This is a genomic window from Polaromonas sp. P1_F8 (genome assembly GCF_056405635.1).
Window position 1 is genome coordinate 393,168 of the sequence record NZ_JBFUBS010000002.1, and the last position, 18,816, is coordinate 411,983.

Genomic DNA, 18,816 nt, shown 5'->3' on the forward strand with positions numbered 1-18,816 from the left:
TCCAGCATGACCATACAAACAGACGACTTTTCCCCCGGCGACTTCCCGCCCGCCAAACGCGTCATGTCGGCAGCCCCGGCCTCGCCGGGCGAGGAGGCGATCGAGCGCGCGTTGCGCCCCAAGCTATTTGACGAGTACGTCGGCCAGACCAAGGTGCGCGACCAGCTTGAGATCTTCATCGGCGCGGCCAAAAAACGCAGCGAGGCGCTGGACCACGTGCTGCTCTTTGGCCCGCCCGGTCTGGGCAAGACCACGCTGTCCCACATCATTGCGCACGAACTCGGTGTGAACCTGCGACAGACCTCGGGCCCGGTGCTGGAAAAACCGAAGGACCTGGCGGCGCTGCTGACCAACCTTGAAAAGAACGACGTCCTCTTCATCGACGAAATCCACCGCCTGAGCCCGGTGGTCGAAGAAATCCTCTACCCCGCGCTGGAGGACTACCAGATCGACATCATGATCGGCGAAGGCCCGGCGGCACGCAGCATCAAGCTCGACCTGCAGCCCTTCACGCTGGTGGGCGCCACCACGCGCGCCGGCATGCTGACCAACCCGCTGCGCGACCGCTTCGGCATCGTCGCGAGGCTGGAGTTTTATACGCCCGACGAACTCGCACGCATCGTGCGGCGCAGCGCCAAGTTGCTCAATGCGCCCATGGACGAAGAAGGCGGTTTTGAAATTGCCCGCCGTTCACGCGGCACGCCGCGTATTGCCAACCGCCTGCTGCGCCGCGTGCGCGACTATGCCGACGTGAAGGGCACCGGCCACATCTCGCTGGACATCGCCAACAAGGCGCTTGCCATGCTCGACGTGGATCCGCAGGGCTTTGACGTGATGGACAGAAAGCTGCTGGAGGCCGTCATCCACCGCTTCGACGGCGGCCCGGTGGGCCTGGACAACATCGCCGCCAGCATCGGCGAGGAGCGCGACACGATCGAAGACGTGATCGAACCCTATTTGATCCAGCAGGGCTATCTGCAGCGCACACCGCGCGGACGCATCGCCACGCTGGCCGCCTACCGCCACCTGGGCGTGACGCCGCCGGCCAGCGGCAATGACATGTTCACGTGAAGGGAAGCTGCATGTGCGGGAACCTGCACCATTCAGCAGCTGCCCTGACGCTGACCGGCCTGGCCTTTGTACTGGCCGGCTGCGCCGGCCCGGCCCCCACGCCGCGCACGCCCAATCCAGCCGTGCCTCTCGCTTCCACGTCCAGCCTGCCGGAATTCCCCGAACTGTTCCGGCAGATGGGAAAACTCTACGCTGATCATCCGCAGGCGCCGCAGATGCAGGACGGCGACGGTATGGGGCAAAAAATTTCCATCGCACGCGTGCGCAAGCCCGGTGCGCTGGACGCGTTGCAGACTTACCGCGCGCAGGGAGTCCATGGCCGGGTTGTAGTGATCTCGCTGCTGGATGCTGAAGGCCGGTTGCTCGATGCGCGTGTGCTGTCGTCCACGCATGCCGAGCTCAATGAGGCGGTGCTGCAGTCGGCACGCGAGGCGGAGTACCGGGGCGGGCGCATCAATGGTGCGCCGTCACCGATGTACGCTATTTACGGCGTGAACTTCTAGGCGCGCTGTTTTACGCGCAGGGGAGTCAGGTCAATGCGCCGCGCGCGTCGACCTGGTATATGCGCTGCACCGTACCGTGGCGCAGGCCACCGGCCACGCCGATCATGGCGTCGTGCAAATTCACGGTAGGGTCGCAGTGGCCGGGAATCAGCCACAGCATGCTGCCCAGGCCGGGCAGGCGCTTGCTGTCGCCGGCGGGCCGCAAAATGCCATGCTCATCACCGCCGTTGAAATAGGCCAGCTCGCTTTCGCTGTCAAAGGCATGCACCAGCGGCAGGCCGGAATCAATGGCGTGGCTTTTATGGCCGGCGTCGCACACCGCATGGCTGCCGTGCGTGCTGACAACCTGCGTTTTGACGAACAGCGCATGTTCGAACTGCGGCTGCGACGGGTCCCGTTCGTTTTGGGCGTAGTCGGCGTCCATGAACATGAAGGAGCCGGCCTGCAGTTCGCCGTAGACGCCGCTGGCAGCTTCCAGCATCAGGCTGCCGGTGCCGGCCCCCGTGACCAGGTCTACCGTGATGCCCTGGGCTTCGATCAGTTTGCGCGTCAGGAGCACGGCCTCCACCGCCCTGGCGATGGCGTCGCGCCTTTCCTGGGCGCTGCGCATGTGCTGGGCCTTGCCGTGGTAGGCCTGCAAGCCGGCAAAACGCAGCGCGGGGTGTTTGCGGATTTCCAGTACCAGCGTGACGGCGGCGGCGCCGGGCTCGACACCGCAGCGGCCCTGGCCAACGTCAATTTCCACAAACACGTCGATCACGGTGGCGCCCGTGCTCTTTTTGTTGATGCGGGCCTCCGTCATGGCCTGCGCCAGGCGGATGACGCCTTCGGTGCTGTCCACCGCAATGGCAAGGTGCCCACCCTGGGCCGCGACTTTTTGCGTGAGCGCCGCCACACGGGCCAGCTTGCCCGGGGCGATCACTTCATTGCTGATGTAGACGTTGTACACACCGCCGGCCACCATGATTTCGGCTTCGGACGTTTTTTGCACGCACACGCCAATGGCGCCGGCCCGCATCTGCGCCTTGGCCAGCGCGACGCTTTTGTGCAGCTTGGCATGGGGACGCCAACGAACGTTGTGCTTCTTGGCAAATTCGGCCATGCGCGCGAGGTTGCGCTTCATCGCATCCAGGTCGATGACCAGGGCGGGGGTATCGATGTCGTTGACCGGTTTGCCGATCAGTTCGGCCAGATGGGATGGCAGGGTGCTCATGGATACGTAGAAGTTTATCTGTGCCTATTGTGCGCCGACACCGGAACCGGCCTCGCCGCCGGCAAATCCGTCATCCAGCGCAATGCCGTCCAGGTGCTGGGTGTCGGCCCAGCCTACCAGCGAAAAACCCTGGGGCGTCCAGAGCAAGCGGTTGATGGCCGTGTTGCCCAGCGCCCAGGTGCGTGGGGCCTGGATGTCCAGCCGCGTGGCGGCGCGGTACAGCACGTCCATCACCCCGCCGTGGCCCACCATGGCGATCAGTTCGCCCGGGTGCGCGGCCGCCAGACGCTCGGCGGTGGCCACCACCCGGCTGCGCAAATCCAGCAGCGACTCGCCGCCGGCAGGCGCAAACTCCGGATCCCGCTTGCGCCATCGCATCGACTGCTCGGGCAGCAGGGCCTCGATCTCCGAAAAGGTTTTCCCTTCAAAGTCGCCGAAGCCGCGCTCCCGCAGGCCTTCCTCACGCGTCACCTCGATGCCCAGTGCACGGCCCAGGTACTCCGCGGTTTCCCAGGCGCGTGTCAGATCGCTGGCGTAGATGGCGGTGATGGGTTCCTCGGCCAGCGCGAGCGCCATGCGCTCAGCCTGCCGGCGTCCAATGTCATTGAGGGGAATGTCCAGGTGGCCCTGGATTCGGGTATCCACATTCCAGGTGGTCTCACCATGCCGTATGGCAATAACGCGCGTTGATTCCATTCTTATCGTGGGATCTCGACGTTAATGCGTCTTGTCCCCGGCGGGGGTTGCGGAAAGCCCCGCAAGGCCGAGTCAAGCATGGCGGGCAGCACGGCCGGCGTGTCCGACCAGACGCCGTCGTGCAAGGCCCGCGTTTCATAGGCGACCTGGTTGGTGCGAAGGTCGCGCATCACGATGCTCAGCTCGCGCTTGAAATAGGTCGGCTCCGAGATTCCGCCGCCGATTGGGAACGACAGGCCGACCCCGACGCCGCGGCTGCCGCCGCCCATGAACACACCGCTTCCAAACCCAAAACCGCCGTAGGGACTGTAGCCATAGGGGCCGCGGTCGATGATCTGGGTGTTGGCCACAATCTGCACGCTGTAGCGTGCGGCGGGCGGATTGAGCTCCATTCCCACCTTGGCCAGGGCGCTGCGCGCCATGCCCTCGAGGGCCTCCTGCGGCGAACCCGGGGCCTGCTGGGAGGGCAGGCGCTCAAAGCGGTAAGGTGTGCCCGGCGCCGGCGGCGCGCCGTTCCAGTTGTAGAAGGCAGTGACATCACTGTCGACCAGGCGCACGGTGGAACAACCCGCCATGACAAAAGCCATGGCAGCCATGAAGAAAATCGCGAACGCACGTTTCATGAGACCTCCAAAGCAATGAGTTGTTGAAAAACGAAGAACGCTGAAAAAACCAGTCAACCGGAATGAACACCGATCACGGACAGGCCCGGAGGCACCGGTTCCCGGAACTCCTCAGCGTCAAAAGCCTTGTCGCCTTCCGGGTCGGCAATGCCCGTTGTCTTGATGCCCTTGAAATCATGGCGCTTGTTGTCCATCAGATGCGACGGCACGATGTTTTGCAGCGACGCGAACATGTTTTCCAGCCGTCCGGGGAATTTTTTCTCCCATTCGCGCAGCATGTTGCCAACCTGCTTGCGCTGCAGGTTTTCCTGGCTGCCGCACAGTGTGCACGGGATGATGGGAAATTCGCGCACCTGCGCCCAGCGCGTCAGGTCTTTCTCGGTCACGTAGGCCATGGGGCGGATGACGACGTTCTTGCCGTCGTCGCTCACCAGCTTGGGCGGCATGCCCTTGAGCTTGGCCGCGAAGAACATGTTGAGGAAGAATGTCTGCAGCATGTCGTCGCGGTGGTGGCCCAGCGCGACCTTGGTGCAACCGAGTTCGCCCGCCACGCGGTACAAAATGCCCCGGCGCAGGCGTGAGCACAGCGAGCACAGTGTTTTGCCTTCGGGGATCACGCGCTTGACGATGCTGTAAGTGTCCTGGTTTTCGATATGAAAGGGCACACCCAGCTTGCCGAGGTAGTCCGGCAGGATGTGCTCCGGGAAACCGGGCTGCTTCTGATCGAGGTTGACGGCCACCAGTTCGAAATTGATGGGTGCGCGCTTTTGCAGCTTCAGCAAAATGTCGAGCATGGCGTAGCTGTCTTTGCCGCCCGAGACGCACACCATGACCTTGTCGCCCTCTTCAATCATGTTGAAGTCGACGATGGCGCGGCCCACTTCGCGGCACAGGCGTTTTTCAAGCTTGTGGTCTTCGCGCTCGATCTTCATGCTGTTTTGCACGCGCGCGGAGCTTTCCTGCTGCTCGTGTTCCGCGACAGCATCTTCCCAAACAGCACTCATATCATTCACTCCCATATCGTTCACCACTGTCCCGTCTCGATGCGAATGGCTACTTCGCAGTCGTCAAAAATTTCAAGTTTGGCGATCTTCACCCGCACGCCCAGCACGCCGGGCAACTTCATCAGCCGGTGCGCCAGCTTGCCGATCAGGCTTTCCAGCAGGTTGACGTGTTCCGAGGTGCATTCGGTGATGATGATCTGCCGCACCTTGCGGTAATCCAGCACATGGTGGATGTCGTCGTCATGGGGCAGCAGCGGCTGCGCGCCCAGGTTCAGTTCGGCATCGACCTGGATCGGTTGCGGCGCGGTTTTTTCGTGATCCAGAATGCCCAGGTTGGCGTCAAAGCGCAAACCGGTGAGGTTCAGGATCTGGGTGCCCCGGGAATTGAACATGGTGCCAGTCTGTAGTGGGTCGGTTGTGGTGATGTGTAAGCCGTTGCCGATGGCTTACATCAGCGAAAAATCGCGCTCGAACTTCATCAGGTGCTGGCCGCCATCCACCAGCAGCGTGGTGCCGGTGATGGAGCTGTTCTCCAGTGCAAACTTCACCGTGGCCGCCACGTCGGCGGGGGTGGACGACCGGCCCAGCGGCGACAGTTTGTGACGGGTCTCGAATTGTTCGTCGGTGAGCAGGTGGCTGGTCAGCGTCAGCCCCGGCGCAACGCCGACCACACGAACCTGTGGCGCCAGCGCCAGCGCCAGCATGGTGCCGGCCGCTTCCAGCGCGGCCTTGGAAAGCGTGTAGCTGAAAAAGTCGGGGTTCTGGTTCCAGAGCTTCTGGTCCAGCAGGTTGACGACGGCCCCCCTGGCACCGCGCGAGGCCACATGCGCATGCAGGGCCTGGGCCAGCACGATGGCGGCGCCGGTGTTGCTGTGCAGATGCCGGTCCATGGCGGCGAAACCGAAGCTGGCGGCGCTGTCTTGCTCAAAGGTCGAGGCGTTGTTCACCACGGCATCGACCTGGCCCATGCGCTCCACCACGGCCGGCAACAGGCCGCGCACCGCCGTTTCGTCATTTAAATCCGCATGAAAAGCGGCCGCAGCGCCCGACAGCTGAGCGCAAGCAGCTACTGTTTTCATAGCATCTTCTTCGGAGCTGCGGTAGTGCACCGCCACCTGCCAGCCGCCGGCCGCGAGCGCCAGCGCGATGTCACGGCCCAGCCGCCTGGCGGCGCCGGTCACGAGGACAACGGGTCGGGATGATGGCGGGGTTGGGGTCATGGGTGGTGAGGGTTGGCAAAAAAGGTCAGGGACGTATCGCCGACAATTGCAGGCGGTGACAAATGACCCAGACGACCAATCCCCCCATTTTACCGACCGGCCTTGCCGACCACATCGCCAGGGCCATTGACGCTGCCGGCGGCTGGATCGGGTTTGACCGATTCATGGACATGGCGCTTTACACACCCGGCTGGGGTTATTACGCCAATACCTCGCGAAAATTCGGCCTGATGCCGCAGTCGGGCAGCGATTTTGCGACGGCCCCGGAGATGTCCGCCCACTTTGGCCGGGCGCTGGCCAGGCAGGTGAAAGAAGCCCTGGCGGCAACCGGCACCACGGAAATCTGGGAATTCGGCGCCGGCTCGGGCGCCCTGGCGCACCAGTTGCTGGATGCGCTGGGCGATTCGGTCACCCAGTACCGCATCGTCGATTTGTCGGGCAGCCTGCGCGAGCGCCAGCAGGAACGGTTGCAGGCTTTTGCCGGCAAGGTGGACTGGGTAGCGGAGCTCCCGGCGCAGATGCGGGGCGTGGTGGTGGGCAACGAAGTACTGGATGCCATGCCGGTGAAGCTGCTCGCGCGGCTCAACAACGCCTGGCATGAGCGCGGCGTGGCCCGCTTTGAGGGAGGATTTGTCCATGCCGACAGCCCGACCGATCTCCGGCCTCCCATTGAAGTGGAAGGCGAACACGATTACGTCACTGAAATCCATCCGCAGGCGGAAGGCTTCATGCGGACACTGGCCGACCGGCTGGACGCCGGCGCTGTATTCCTGCTCGACTACGGCTTTCCCGAACACGAGTACTACCATCCGCAACGCAGCATGGGCACGCTGATGTGCCACCGCGGCCACCTGGCCGATGCCGATGCGCTGGCGGACGTGGGCGACAAGGACATCACGGCGCATGTCAACTTCACCGGTGTTGCCCTGGCAGGGCAGGAAGCCGGCCTGCAGGTGCTGGGCTACACCAGCCAGGGGCGATTTTTGCTCAATTGCGGCTTGCTGGACGGCATGGAAAACGCCAGCCAGCCTGACCGGGTGATGTTGCAAAAGCTGGTGAACGAGCATGAAATGGGCGAGCTGTTCAAGGTGATCGGCTTTGGCGCGAAGGGAAGTCCACCATGGGAACCCATAGGCTTCGCCGCTGGCGATCGAACACACACACTCTAGAAGAAGCACCCCGTCCAGGCTCACCGCGCGTAGCTGTTCCCCCTCAAGGGGACGGCTCCTGCAATCTGGCAAAGCCAGTCCCGCGGCGCCTTGGCTGTGCTCACTGAATTCTTAAGCCAGCATGAGCCGTGGAACCGGCTTTGCCGGGCCACAGGCGGGCGGCCCCCTCGGGGGGCAGGGAGCTACACGAAGTGAGCGACCGTGGGGGCTAAACTAACCTCATGATCCGCTGGTTCATCGTTATCTTCCTGGCCCTGATGCTTATCAGCTGGTTCAGCCCGCTACTGCAGAAGCTGGGCTTCGGCAAGCTGCCCGGCGACTTGCGTTTTCGCCTGTTCGGGCGCGAATGGTTCATCCCGCTCACCACCACGATCCTGCTGAGCTTCATTGCCAGCCTGATCGCCAAGCTCATTTGAGAATAAGGCCCTCTACATGAAAGCCTGCGTCGACCTGGGCGGCACCAAGATTGCCGTCAGCCTGATTCCCTCGGCCCCGGAGATAACCTTCGCCCATGCCTCATTGGCCCTGCAGTCCCGGCGCACGGAACCCACTGGAAAAGAAGGCCCGCGCGACACATTGGCATGCCAGGTGTTGCGCATGCTGGACGAGGCCTGCCATGCGGCCGGCATCCGCGTACAGGATCTCGATGCGGTGGGCGTTTCGTCCTGTGGCCCTTTCGTGATGAGGGACGGCATGCTGGAGATATCCAACCCCAACATCTGCGGCGGCATGGCAGGCCCGGCACGCGGCCTGCCTAACGACTGGGTGAGCGTTCCGCTGGAAGCGCCTCTGCGCCGGCGCTTCGCCGAAAAACTCCGCATCGAGAACGACGGCGTGGGCGCCCTTCAGGCCGAACGCCGCTGGGGTGCACTGCAAGGCTCCAGCCATTGCGCTTACGTGACATGGAGCACCGGTATCGGCTTTGGTCTGTGCGTGGATGGCCGGATCCTGCGCGGCAAGCACGGCAACGCGGGCCATGCAGGCCATTCCTTTGTCAGCGACAGCAGCGATGCGCTGTGCGGCTGCGGCAATATGGGTGACCTCGAAGGCGTTGTGGCTGGCAACGCGATTGCGCGGCGCTTTGCCGGTGCGGGCTACCCCGGTGCTTCCGCATTGTTCGCCGCTGCGCAGACGGGCGACATGGCCGCCATCACGCTCGTGGATGAACTGTGCCGGGTACTGGGGCGCGGTCTCTACAACCTCGTCGTCACGATGGACCTGGAGCGCATCAGCATGGGCGGCGGCGTATTCTGGAATCACCGCGATTACCTCTTGCCGCGTCTGCGTTCACAGATTCACGGCAAGTTGCCCGCCCTGACGGATGATTTTGAGCTGGTGGCAGCAGGGCTGGGCGAAAGAGTCGGGGATTTTGCAGCTTTGGCACTGGTAAGTTGACCTGGCTGTCCGGCAGAACTAACCCTGCCCCGAAGCCTCGGTCGCTTCAGCCTTCTTCACCACCCTCACCTGCGGCGACAGCTGCCAGAAAATCCCCGCTGACGCCAGGGTGATCAAACCCATCGCGGCAAACGTTGCCTGGAAGGAATGCAGCGTCTGCACGGCCTCGCCCGCGCCAAAGAAGCCCGTGAAAGCGGCCAGCACCGCACCCGCGGCGGCCACGCCCATGCTCATCGCCAGCATCTGCACCATCGACAGCAAACTGTTGCCGCTGCTGGCCATGCTGCTGTCCAGGTCGCGCAGGGTCACGGTGTTCATCGCCGTGAATTGCATCGAGTTGACCGCGCCAAAACACGCCAGCTGGAGTATGTGCAGCCACAGCGGCTGCGCCGGCGTCACGAAAGCAAAACTCGCCATCGTCAGGCCCACCAGCGCGGTGTTGCTCACCAGCACCCTGCGATAGCCGTAGCGCGTGATCAGCGGTGTGGTGACGCGCTTGACCAGCATGCTCGCCACGGCAACCGGCACCATCATCATCCCCGCCTGCAACGGCGAATAGTCCAGGCTGACCTGCAGCAGGAGCGGCACCAGGAAAGGCATGCATGAGCTGCCCAGGCGTGAGAACAAATTGCCCAGCAATCCGATGCTGAGCGTGGGAATCGAGAACAGCTGAGGCGAAAACAGCGGATCGGGCCGCTTGGCGGCATGCAGCCAGTAGGCGGTAAGGCTGGCCATGCCGAACACCAGCAGCACCAGCACGCTGGCCTGTTTCAGGCCCATGCCCGACAGCCCATCCACTGCCAGCGACACGGCCACCATGCCAAAAGCCAGCAAAAGGTAGCCCGGCAGGTCGAAACGCGGCATTTGAAGCCGTGGGTTGTCCTCCATGTAGAAAAGCGTCGCCACGCAGCCCAGTACCCCTACCGGAATGTTGATGAGGAACACCCAGTGCCAGGAAGCCACCTGAACCAGCCAGCCGCCCAGCGTGGGCCCGATCAGCGGGCCAACCAGGCCCGGCACGGCAATGAAGCTCATGGCCTGCAAAAAGCGCTCACGCGGAAAGGCGCGCAGCACGGCCAGCCGGCCCACTGGCAGCAGCAGCGCCCCGCCCATGCCCTGCACCACACGCGCCGCCACCAGTTGCATCAGGTTGCCGGACAGCGCGCAGGCGACGGAGCCAATGACGAACAGCGAGATCGCCCCCACATACACCCGCCGCGTGCCAAAGCGGTCGGCGATCCAGCCGGACGCGGGGATCAGCATGGCCATGGTGAGGGAATAGGCCACCACCACCGACTGCATGCGCAAAGGGCTTTCGCCGAAGCTGCGGGCCATGGCCGGCAAGGTGGTGTTGACGATGGTGGCGTCCAGCGTCTGCATGAAAAAGCCGATGGCCACCAGCCAGAGCAGCATGCGCAATGATTTTTCTTCTGCCTGCATGGATGAGAGATGCGAAAGGGCGAACTTGGTTCACCGCATGGGGAATGAAGAAGACGGGAAGATGGCCGGACAGCAAAAAGCCGCCTCGAAGGCGGCTTTTAAAGCGAAGGCGTTGAGTTCCGCCTCAGGCCGAGAAGCTGGATCCGCAGCCGCAGGTGCTGGTGGCGTTGGGGTTCTTGATGACGAATTGCGCGCCTTCAAGGTCATCCTTGTAGTCGATTTCGGCGCCCACCAGGTACTGGTAGCTCATGGCGTCGATCAGCAGGGACACGCCATTTTTGGTCATCGTGGTGTCGTCTTCGTTGGTGATTTCATCGAAGGTGAAACCGTACTGGAAACCGGAGCACCCCCCGCCCTGCACAAAGACGCGCAGCTTCAGATCCGGGTTGCCTTCTTCAGCAATCAGCTCAGCCACTTTGGACGCGGCGCTGTCGGTGAAGACAAAGGGCGCGGGCATTTCGGTCTGGATATTTTCGGCAACGGCACTCATGGGGACTCCAATACATAAAGCGAATCAGGGTTCGCGATTCGAGGCGTTCAAGCCTCTGGCGACACTTATGGGCAAATAGTACAGCAATTCAATCAACCATAACGCCCATGCGTGTTAGGTCGTGCGGTCTATTTGTGAGCGCTTACTCGCTCAATTCGCCCAATCAATCAGATGTTATTGGCGGCCAGTTTGAGCGTGGGTTTTTCTTCCAGCTCCGCGTGGCTGGTAGCGCGCAACTGTCCGAATATGACGGCACCCTGGTGCATTTCAAGCGCCTTGTAAGAGACATCGCCCTCGATTTTGGCTTTGGGCTGCAATTCAAGCAGCTCGGAGGCGTGGACAGGGCCCATCACCCGACCATTGATGATCACATGGTCGGCATGAATATGGCCGGTCACGGTGGCGGACTCGCTGATCACCAGAATGCTGGAGCTGCCTTCGGCGGCACGGATGTCGCCGATCACTTCACCGTCGATCCGCAGGCCGTCGGTGAATTTCAGGTTGCCCTCGATGCAGCTGCCTTGGGCGATCAGGCTTTTGATGGGCGGCTGCTTCTTTTTTCCAAACATACAAAGGTTCCTGTGCTGGGGGGTGGCGGTGGAAGGGGAAATCGGGGAAATTCTCAAAGCTTGAAGGTCTGGGCAGATCTGACCGCTGTCCCCTCAATGACTTTAGCTGTAACTGTTTGTACCATGGCTTGGGGGGGCAAGTCGAGGACACCTTCCACACGAAGGTACTGTTTGAACTGTAAAGTTTGCGGTCCACCGGGCAAAGTCATCGTCCAGGGTTTTCCGTCCTGCGTGCCATGAACCGTCAGGTCAAGTTTCCCGTTGAAATTAGGCGCACCCTTGACGGGCTGGATCACCAGGACCTGCCATTTGAGCTGGGTTCCCGACAATACCTCGGCCTGCAGGCTGCGGATGGCGACAACCTCGGCGCTACCAGCCGGCAAAAGCTTCTGAAAAAATCCCAGGTCGTCACGCAGGCTGCGGTTGTCGCTCTCCAGCTGCCGGATCTGGCTCATCATCTTTTCCTGCACCGCTTTTTCGGCCGTGAGCAGACTGCCTGAAGTATTGGCAATCGATTGCGCCCTGTCGCGGTCTGCACGCAAAGTGACCACTTCCTGACGCAATACGCTGATCTCTTCCCTGGCATCGGTATCCACGCCCGCAATCCCCTTGCCGAACTCGAAGGCCCAGAGGGCGACCGCTGCGGAAAACCCCAGCATCAGGGCGCCGGCGATCCACCGCAAGGGCCAGGGAAGCGAGCTGCGCACCGACATGCGCGGGGAGCTGATCGTCAGCCGGCGGCGAAACAGGCGAAATTTCAAATCGGGGACCCTGCAGTTTTCGGTTCGAGGAGCTGCATTGTGCACGCAGACATCCGCTGAACCGCCCGATTCAGCCGTAAAGCCGGGTAAGGCTTTGCATCAGGAAAACTAAACGCTTACAAAGCATTGACAGGGCGTTGCGGGCGCCACACAAATGCTTCGGCCATGAAAAAAGCCGCCAGGTGAACCAGGCGGCTTTTTGGGGACAGCGAAAGCGGCTAAATGTCGATTTAGCGCTTGCTGAACTGCTTGCGGCGGCGAGCTGAGCGGAAACCGACTTTTTTACGTTCGACTTCACGTGCATCGCGGGTCACAAAGCCGGCCTGGCTCAGGGCCGGCTTGAGCGTTGCGTCGTAATCGATCAGCGCACGGGTGATACCGTGGCGCACTGCGCCGGCCTGGCCGGACTCACCGCCGCCGTGGACGTTGACCATGATGTCAAACGTCTCGACGTGGTTCGTCAGAAACAGGGGTTGGCGGCAGATCATGATCGAGGTTTCACGACCGAAGAACACCTGGATGTCACGGTCATTGATCGTGATCTTGCCGGTGCCTTTTTTGATAAACACACGGGCGACGCTGGATTTGCGACGGCCGGTGCCATTGTTCCATTCACCAATCATCAATGGCTCCTTAGATGTCCAGCACTTTAGGCTGTTGGGCGGTATGCGGGTGCTCTGCACCACCGTACACCTTGAGTTTCTTGATCATGGCGTAGCCGAGCGGGCCCTTGGGCAGCATGCCCTTGACGGCTTTTTCCAAAGCGCGGCCGGGGTGCTTGGCTTGCATGTCGCGGAAATTGGTGGCAGTGATGCCGCCTGGATAACCGGAATGGCGATAGTAGATCTTGTCAGTCGACTTGGCGCCGGTGACGCGCAGCTGGGCTGCATTGATGATGACGATGAAGTCACCGGTATCGACGTGAGGCGTATAAATGGCCTTGTGTTTGCCGCGCAAACGGAGAGCAACTTCGCTGGCTACTCGTCCGAGGACCTTGTCGGTCGCGTCAATCACAAACCACTCGTGCGTCACGTCAGCGGGTTTTGCGCTGAACGTTTTCATGAGTTTTCTTTCGAAAAAATGGTTTGTCGGGTTCTTTTCTGCGGTCGGTGTTCTTCTGATGAGAACCTCTTAGGCAGTATTTCAAGCTCTGCCGCGGAACCACTAGGCGCTGCAGAGCCAACGATTATATGAAAAATCAAGGACTTGCGTCAATATTCAGCCGGGTTTGAGGCATTTCCCCCATGCAAGAAGGTAGGATAGACCCATGTTTTCCTATCGCCACGCCTTCCACGCAGGCAACCACGCCGACGTGCTCAAGCACACCACGCTGATCGCGTTGATGAAGTATTTGACCCAGAAAGACACGGCGCTGACCGTGATCGACACGCATGCGGGCGCGGGCCTGTACCGGCTTGACGGCGACTACACCGAAACCAGCGGTGAGGCCCAGGAAGGCATTTTCAGGCTGCTTTCCCAATCTGCTTCCGAGACAAAACCGGCTCCAGCCCAAGTACAGCGGGCGCAAGCAGCTCCTAAAACCATAGCAAATCCCGCCGTCGCCAAACCAGCCGCTGGCGGCTGGGCGCCTGCCCTGCAGGACTACATCGACCTGCTGCGCGGCCTGAACCCGCAATTCGCCGAAAGCGGCGACATCGCGCACCTGAAGATCTATCCGGGCTCCCCTTTCATCGAGCAGCAATTCCTGAGCGGGCGCGACAAGCTCAAGTTGTTTGAATTGCATCCCACCGATTTCAAGTCGCTTTCCGGCAACATTGAACAGTTGGGTGTCGGCCGCCAGGTGGCGGTTTCGCGCGAAGACGGCTTTGAAGCCCTGAAAACCTTTTTGCCGCCACCCGCCCGCCGGGCGATGGTGCTGTGTGATCCCAGCTATGAAATGAAGAGCGATTACGCGCGTGTGTCGGCCTGCATGGCAGACGCCGTCAAGCGCTTCGCCACCGGCGCCTATGTCGTCTGGTACCCCATCATTCCGCGGCCGGAAGCCCATGACTTGCCCCGCAAGCTCAAGACGCTGGCCGTGAAAGCCAGCCGAAGCTGGCTGAATGCCGCTTTAACGGTGAAATCGAGCAAATTAACAACAGATGCCGCCGGTGACGTGGTACGGCCAGGCCTTCCTGCCAGCGGCATGTTTGTCATTAACCCGCCCCACACCCTCAAGGCAGAGCTGCAAGCGGCCTTGCCGCAAATGGTGGCCCTGCTGGGGCAAGACCGCAATGCCGGCTTCACGCTGGAGCATGGCGGCTAGGGCTTTCAGGACGACGCCCTGCAAGGGGGGCATGGCAGCCGGCACCGCCAGCCGGTTATGCCAGGTTGGCTGTGTTGTGCGCCCAGACTTTCCTGTCTTTACCGCCGCAGTGAGTTGTGGCAAGGTTGCCCCGTAAGCTTTCCCAAAGTCTGCGCCTTCATTTTCCCGCCGTGTTTCCCCTGCTTCCTGCGTCCTGATTTCCGCTTTCTTTTCTTCCTTTCCTCTTGGCTCTCCCCGCTCCCTCGGTGCTCCACCACTAACATGCCCGTCCAGGCTCAAGCTCTCCCATCCGCCGCCCCGGATACGCCGGGCCGTGGACCGCGCGTGCGTGGAAAAACGGCCAGGCCTGCGGAAACGGGAATCAACCCCGGCACAGCAAGCGACATGGCGATGGGCACGCCAGAGGACATGGAGCATGAAATCGAGCGCCGGGTTGCGCTTCGCACCCAGGAACTTCGTGCATCGCTGGCGCGCTACCAGACCATGGTGGACCTCGCGACCGAAAACATCTGCGTCGGGCAGGAAGGCCTGCTGCGCTTTGCCAATCCGCCGTGCCTGGCCTTGCTGGGTACAGAGGCCGGCACCATGGCCGACCGGCCCATGATCGAGTTCATCCATCCGGAAGACCGCAACTTTGTTTCCGGCAAGCACAAGCTGCGCGCCGCCGGCAACGTCGTCCCGGCGTTTGAGGCGCGATTCCAGCGCGACGACGGCACGATTTCCTGGGTGGAAATCAATGGCGTGCTGGTGGACTGGGAAGGTGCGCCGGCGGACCTTTTTTTCCTGAAAGATGTCACCGAGCGCAAAAGACTCGAGGCCCTGACCCGATCAGCCGCCGAGCGCTACCGGGCGGTCGTGGAAAACGTCAACGACGTGATCCTGGTGGTGCAAAAAGGCATCGTGCGCTTTTCCAATACCAGCGCCCAGGCCATGTTCGGCCTGACGCTCACCGGACTGCCGTCCATGCACCTGATCCATCCTGACGACCGCGGCATGGTGCAGCGCCAGCGCGAGCTCATGCAGTCTGGCACCATGGTCAGCGCCTACGAGGCCCGCTTCATCACGCCTCCGCGCGAAACGATGGCGCCGGACCTGCGCACCGGCTGGGCCAGCATCTACGGCACGCGCATTGAGTGGGATGGCGAACCTGCCCTGCTCGTGCTCATGTCCGACATCAGCGAGCGCCGCCGGCTGGACGAAGAACTCAAGACCGCGCTGACGCAGCGCGAAGCCATCCTCGAAACCACCGCCGTCGGCGTCACCTTCCTCAAGGCACGGCGCCACCAGTGGCTGAACCGCACGCTGGCCGCCATGCTCGGCTACAGCCCGGCCGAGCTGCTGGGCAAGGAGACGCGCGTTCACTATCCCAGTGACGAGGACTTCGAACGCACCGGCGAACTCGCCTACGCGCAGATCGCGCAAACCGGATCGTTCTCGCTGGAAACGCGCATGCGCCGCAAAAGCGGCGAGCTTATCTGGGTTCAGCTGGACGGCTCGGCGCTCGACCGCAACCGCCCGCAAGAAGGCTCCGTGTGGACTTACGTGGACATCACCCGGCGCAAGGTAGCCGACGAAGAAGCCCGACGGGCCCTGGCGCGCGAACGCGAGCTGGGTGAGCTGAAAACGCGCTTTGTGTCCATGGCCTCGCATGAATTCCGCACGCCGCTTGCCACGATCCTGTCGTCCGCAGAGTTGATCGAACACTACGGCGAAAAAATCACGCACCGCGAGCGCCAGGACATCATGGCCGACCTGGTGATCGCGGTCAAACGCATGCAGGGCATGCTTGAAGACATGCTCACCGTCGGGCAGGCCGACGCAGGAAAACTCAAGCTCAACCTGAAACCGCTGGATATCGCGGCGCTGTGCCGCAAGCTCGTGACCGAAATGCACACCAGCGACGCCGGCCAGCATGCGATTGAATTTGAAGCCCCCATCGGCCACGACGCTTTTTCGCAGCTGGTCCTGCTCGACGAACGGCTGGTCCGGCACATTGCCAGCAACCTGCTGGCCAACGCCTGCAAATATTCGCCCGCCGGCAGTGTGGTGGTGCTCACGCTGGACCGCCGGCAGGACGCGTCCGGGGACCACCTGATCCTGCGCGTCAGCGACGAAGGCATCGGCATTCCGCCCTCGGACCTGCCACGCCTGTTCGAGAGCTTTCACCGCGGCTCCAATGTAGGCAACCGCCAGGGCTCCGGGTTGGGCCTGGCCATTGTCAAACACGCCGTTGACCTGCATCACGGCAAAATCGAGGTGGCAAGCATGCCGGGAGCAGGCACACAGTTCACGATCAGCTTGCCCATTTCTCAAGGAACCCCATGACCCTGATCCTGATCGTTGAGGACGACGACGCCATCCGCAGCAACATCGTGCGGTTGCTCAAGCTTGAAGGTTTTGAAACGGCCGCGGCCGCAGATGGCCGGCAGGGCCTGGAGCAGGCCCGCGCAAGCCGCCCCGACCTGATCGTCTCCGACGTCGGCATGCCCGGCATGAACGGCTTTGAACTGCTGGCAGCCGTGCGCGCCGACCCGCTGCTGGTCAACACCCCCTTCATGCTGCTGACCGCGCTGGACGACCGCGAAAGCATGCGCCGCGGCATGACGGCCGGCGCCGACGACTATTTGTCAAAACCCTTCAGCCGTGCCGAGCTGCTCGACGCCGTCAATGCGCAGCTGAAGAAAAAAGCACGGGTGAGTGAAGCCATCGACTCGGGGGTGGCCGCCGGCGAAGAACGCCTGCGCGCAGCTTTTGCCAGCCGCATCAGCGGCAGCCGCCCCGACAGCGTACCGGTTGATATTCCGGCCAGCGCGCAAACCGAAGAACTGCCCAATGCCACTGTGCTGGTGGCCAGCATCCGCAATTTCACCTCGCTGGCTGAAAAACTCAATGCCGCGGAAGTGTCGCAACTGCTCACCGAATATTTTGAGCGTATCTCCGAACCCGTGCTGAAAAACAGCGGCCGGCACATCAAGTTTGTCGGCGACGGGCTGATGGCGGTGTTTGTCGACACCCTCACCGGCTCGCCGCTGCCGGCCCCGCGCCGCGCCATTTCTGCGGCTCTTGCCATGGCACTGGCCACGCATGAATTCCGCGACTGGCTGGAGCAGCGCTTCGGCGGCCGCGCGCTGCCGCCGTTTGCCATGGGCATCGGCATCCACAGCGGCGCCGTCACGCTGTGCCAGCTCGGCACGCAGCAGACCAAGGAACTCACGCCCGTGGGCGAAACCGTGACGCTGGCCTCGCGGCTGGAAGACGCCACCGAAGAAAAGGGCTGGACGGTGATGGCCAGCGAGCAGACGCTCGGCGAAGCCGGCACCGGTATCCAGACCGGCATCCACACCTCGCTTTCGCTGCCCGGCCGCAACCTCGCCATCGATGTGGCCGAGGTCACAGGCCTCATCACCACCATGGACGACAAAATCCACGGCATGGCCAGCCTGACCGAGCGCGCCAGCGAGATCAGCGACGCCGTGCGCGCCAATTCGGACATCACCGCACGCGCGGTCAAGGGCGCGCTGGACGCCAAGCTCTCGGCGCTGAAAGACCTGCGGTTTGACGCCAGCAGCGAGGCGGTACGCCTCAAAGGCTACCGCATCACGCGCAAGATCGGCGCCGGCGGCATGACCGAGGTCTACCTGAGCGAGCGTGAATCGGACGGCCTGCCGATCGTGCTCAAGGTGCTGGACTCACGCGGCAAGGAAGCCTCGGAACACCTGGTGCGCTTCATCCAGGAATACGCCCTGCTCTGCAAGATCGACCATCCGCACGTGATCAAGATCTACGACCAGGGATTCACCGACGAACACGCCTACATCGCGATGGAGTACTTCGAACGCGGTGACCTGCGCAGCCTGTTCGGGCCCGACCTGGCCCGCTCGCAGGCGCTGACGGTGGCGCGCGAGGTCGCCCAGGCGCTGTCGGCCATCCATGCGCACGGCATCGTCCACCGCGACATCAAGCCTGAAAACGTCATGCTGCGCGCCGACGGCAGCGTGGCGCTGGCCGACTTCGGCATTGCCAAGTCCATGCTGCAGGCCCCCAGCATGGGCCTGACCCAAACCCACCACGGTGACGTCGTTGGAACGCCCTACTACATGAGCCCCGAGCAGGCCACAGGCCGCAAGGTAACGGCGCAGTCCGACCTCTACAGCCTGGGCGTGATGCTGTTTGAAATGCTGGCCAACCGCAGGCCCTACGTTGCCGAATCGCTCGAGCTGCTGCTGGCCAAACACCTGAATGCCGATACCCCCGCACTTCCCGAAGTGCATGCGGAATTGCAGGGCGTGGTCAACAAACTGATGGCCAAAAATCCCGAGCACCGCTACGAATCGGCCGAAGCCTTTTTGCTGGAGCTGGAAGCCATAGCCCCCGCTCCCGAGATCAGTCTGTAGCG

Annotated in this window: 20 protein-coding genes; 8 read left to right on the forward strand and 12 right to left on the reverse strand. The window is 62.4% G+C overall.

All coding sequences use genetic code 11. The annotated features are described in order from the left end of the window. Positions 1–6 precede the first annotated feature (6 nt). Together ruvB and AC1D1J_RS10770 are read left to right on the forward strand one after the other, a co-directional pair. The gene (gene ruvB, locus AC1D1J_RS10765) at positions 7–1,071 is read left to right on the forward strand and encodes a Holliday junction branch migration DNA helicase RuvB (RefSeq protein ID WP_477694672.1); all 1,065 of its coding nucleotides are present in this window, start codon (positions 7–9) and stop codon (positions 1,069–1,071) included. An 11-nt stretch (positions 1,072–1,082) separates the two neighbouring features. After that, entirely contained in the window at positions 1,083–1,574 is a 492-nt protein-coding gene (locus AC1D1J_RS10770) for an energy transducer TonB (protein WP_477694673.1), read from the forward strand. A gap of 25 nt (positions 1,575–1,599) precedes the next feature. Here the strand turns inward: AC1D1J_RS10770 and AC1D1J_RS10775 are convergent, their stop codons facing one another. From AC1D1J_RS10775 to AC1D1J_RS10800, 6 genes are read right to left on the reverse strand one after another with little or no spacing between them, the layout of a single operon-like run. After that, complete coding sequence (locus tag AC1D1J_RS10775; RefSeq protein WP_477688525.1) at positions 1,600–2,787, reverse strand: DSD1 family PLP-dependent enzyme; 1,188 nt, start codon at positions 2,785–2,787, stop codon at positions 1,600–1,602. Between the two features lie 24 nt (positions 2,788–2,811). After that, on the reverse strand, positions 2,812–3,483 hold the full coding sequence (locus AC1D1J_RS10780; protein WP_477688526.1) for a histidine phosphatase family protein: 672 nt from the start codon (positions 3,481–3,483) through the stop codon (positions 2,812–2,814). Positions 3,484–3,485: 2 nt separating this feature from the next. Beyond that, positions 3,486–4,106 carry a DUF4136 domain-containing protein gene (locus AC1D1J_RS10785; protein ID WP_477670046.1) on the reverse strand — a complete coding sequence of 207 codons (621 nt, stop codon included), beginning with the start codon at positions 4,104–4,106 and terminating at the stop codon, positions 3,486–3,488. A gap of 53 nt (positions 4,107–4,159) precedes the next feature. Continuing rightward, positions 4,160–5,110, reverse strand: a complete 951-nt coding sequence (ttcA, locus tag AC1D1J_RS10790) for a tRNA 2-thiocytidine(32) synthetase TtcA (protein WP_477688527.1) — start codon at positions 5,108–5,110, stop codon at positions 4,160–4,162. A 20-nt stretch (positions 5,111–5,130) separates the two neighbouring features. Further along, entirely contained in the window at positions 5,131–5,502 is a 372-nt protein-coding gene (locus tag AC1D1J_RS10795; protein WP_348046741.1) for a dihydroneopterin aldolase, read from the reverse strand. Positions 5,503–5,556: 54 nt separating this feature from the next. Continuing rightward, on the reverse strand, positions 5,557–6,330 hold the full coding sequence (locus tag AC1D1J_RS10800) for an SDR family oxidoreductase (RefSeq protein ID WP_477688528.1): 774 nt from the start codon (positions 6,328–6,330) through the stop codon (positions 5,557–5,559). A gap of 62 nt (positions 6,331–6,392) precedes the next feature. On the opposite strand from AC1D1J_RS10800, the gene AC1D1J_RS10805 reads away from it, so the two are divergent. From AC1D1J_RS10805 to AC1D1J_RS10815, 3 genes are all read left to right on the forward strand, one after another. Then, positions 6,393–7,499 carry a class I SAM-dependent methyltransferase gene (locus tag AC1D1J_RS10805; RefSeq protein WP_477694674.1) on the forward strand — a complete coding sequence of 369 codons (1,107 nt, stop codon included), beginning with the start codon at positions 6,393–6,395 and terminating at the stop codon, positions 7,497–7,499. 221 nt (positions 7,500–7,720) lie between these two features. Continuing rightward, on the forward strand, positions 7,721–7,915 hold the full coding sequence (locus tag AC1D1J_RS10810; RefSeq protein WP_477688530.1) for a DUF2905 domain-containing protein: 195 nt from the start codon (positions 7,721–7,723) through the stop codon (positions 7,913–7,915). A 16-nt stretch (positions 7,916–7,931) separates the two neighbouring features. After that, positions 7,932–8,894, forward strand: a complete 963-nt coding sequence (locus tag AC1D1J_RS10815) for an ROK family protein (RefSeq protein WP_477694675.1) — start codon at positions 7,932–7,934, stop codon at positions 8,892–8,894. A gap of 18 nt (positions 8,895–8,912) precedes the next feature. Here AC1D1J_RS10815 and mdtD read toward each other — a convergent pair whose 3' ends face one another. The 6 genes from mdtD to rplM all read right to left on the reverse strand — a co-directional run bounded on the left by mdtD (position 8,913) and on the right by rplM (position 13,216). After that, positions 8,913–10,334 carry a multidrug transporter subunit MdtD gene (mdtD, locus tag AC1D1J_RS10820; RefSeq protein WP_477694676.1) on the reverse strand — a complete coding sequence of 474 codons (1,422 nt, stop codon included), beginning with the start codon at positions 10,332–10,334 and terminating at the stop codon, positions 8,913–8,915. A 124-nt stretch (positions 10,335–10,458) separates the two neighbouring features. Next, on the reverse strand, positions 10,459–10,824 hold the full coding sequence (gene erpA / locus AC1D1J_RS10825) for an iron-sulfur cluster insertion protein ErpA (RefSeq protein WP_122955163.1): 366 nt from the start codon (positions 10,822–10,824) through the stop codon (positions 10,459–10,461). 167 nt (positions 10,825–10,991) lie between these two features. Continuing rightward, positions 10,992–11,393, reverse strand: coding sequence for a bactofilin family protein (locus AC1D1J_RS10830; protein WP_457282898.1), 402 nt, complete (start codon positions 11,391–11,393; stop codon positions 10,992–10,994). A 53-nt stretch (positions 11,394–11,446) separates the two neighbouring features. Continuing rightward, positions 11,447–12,154, reverse strand: a complete 708-nt coding sequence (locus AC1D1J_RS10835; RefSeq protein ID WP_477666786.1) for a DUF6776 family protein — start codon at positions 12,152–12,154, stop codon at positions 11,447–11,449. Between the two features lie 230 nt (positions 12,155–12,384). Next, on the reverse strand, positions 12,385–12,777 hold the full coding sequence (gene rpsI, locus AC1D1J_RS10840; protein ID WP_007867568.1) for a 30S ribosomal protein S9: 393 nt from the start codon (positions 12,775–12,777) through the stop codon (positions 12,385–12,387). 10 nt (positions 12,778–12,787) lie between these two features. Next, a complete protein-coding gene (rplM, locus tag AC1D1J_RS10845; RefSeq protein ID WP_007867557.1) occupies positions 12,788–13,216 on the reverse strand; it encodes a 50S ribosomal protein L13 in 429 nt (142 codons plus the stop codon). A gap of 205 nt (positions 13,217–13,421) precedes the next feature. Between rplM and AC1D1J_RS10850 the strand changes: the two genes are divergently transcribed. From AC1D1J_RS10850 to AC1D1J_RS10860, 3 genes are all read left to right on the forward strand, one after another. Further along, positions 13,422–14,420, forward strand: a complete 999-nt coding sequence (locus AC1D1J_RS10850) for a 23S rRNA (adenine(2030)-N(6))-methyltransferase RlmJ (RefSeq protein ID WP_477694677.1) — start codon at positions 13,422–13,424, stop codon at positions 14,418–14,420. Positions 14,421–14,744: 324 nt separating this feature from the next. After that, positions 14,745–16,745, forward strand: a complete 2,001-nt coding sequence (locus AC1D1J_RS10855) for a sensor histidine kinase (RefSeq protein ID WP_477694678.1) — start codon at positions 14,745–14,747, stop codon at positions 16,743–16,745. Further along, positions 16,742–18,814: a protein kinase domain-containing protein gene (locus tag AC1D1J_RS10860; protein WP_477694679.1), complete on the forward strand. Its 2,073-nt coding sequence runs from the start codon at positions 16,742–16,744 to the stop codon at positions 18,812–18,814. The genes AC1D1J_RS10855 and AC1D1J_RS10860 overlap by 4 nt, the downstream gene beginning before the upstream one ends. The last annotated feature ends 2 nt before the right edge of the window (positions 18,815–18,816 follow it).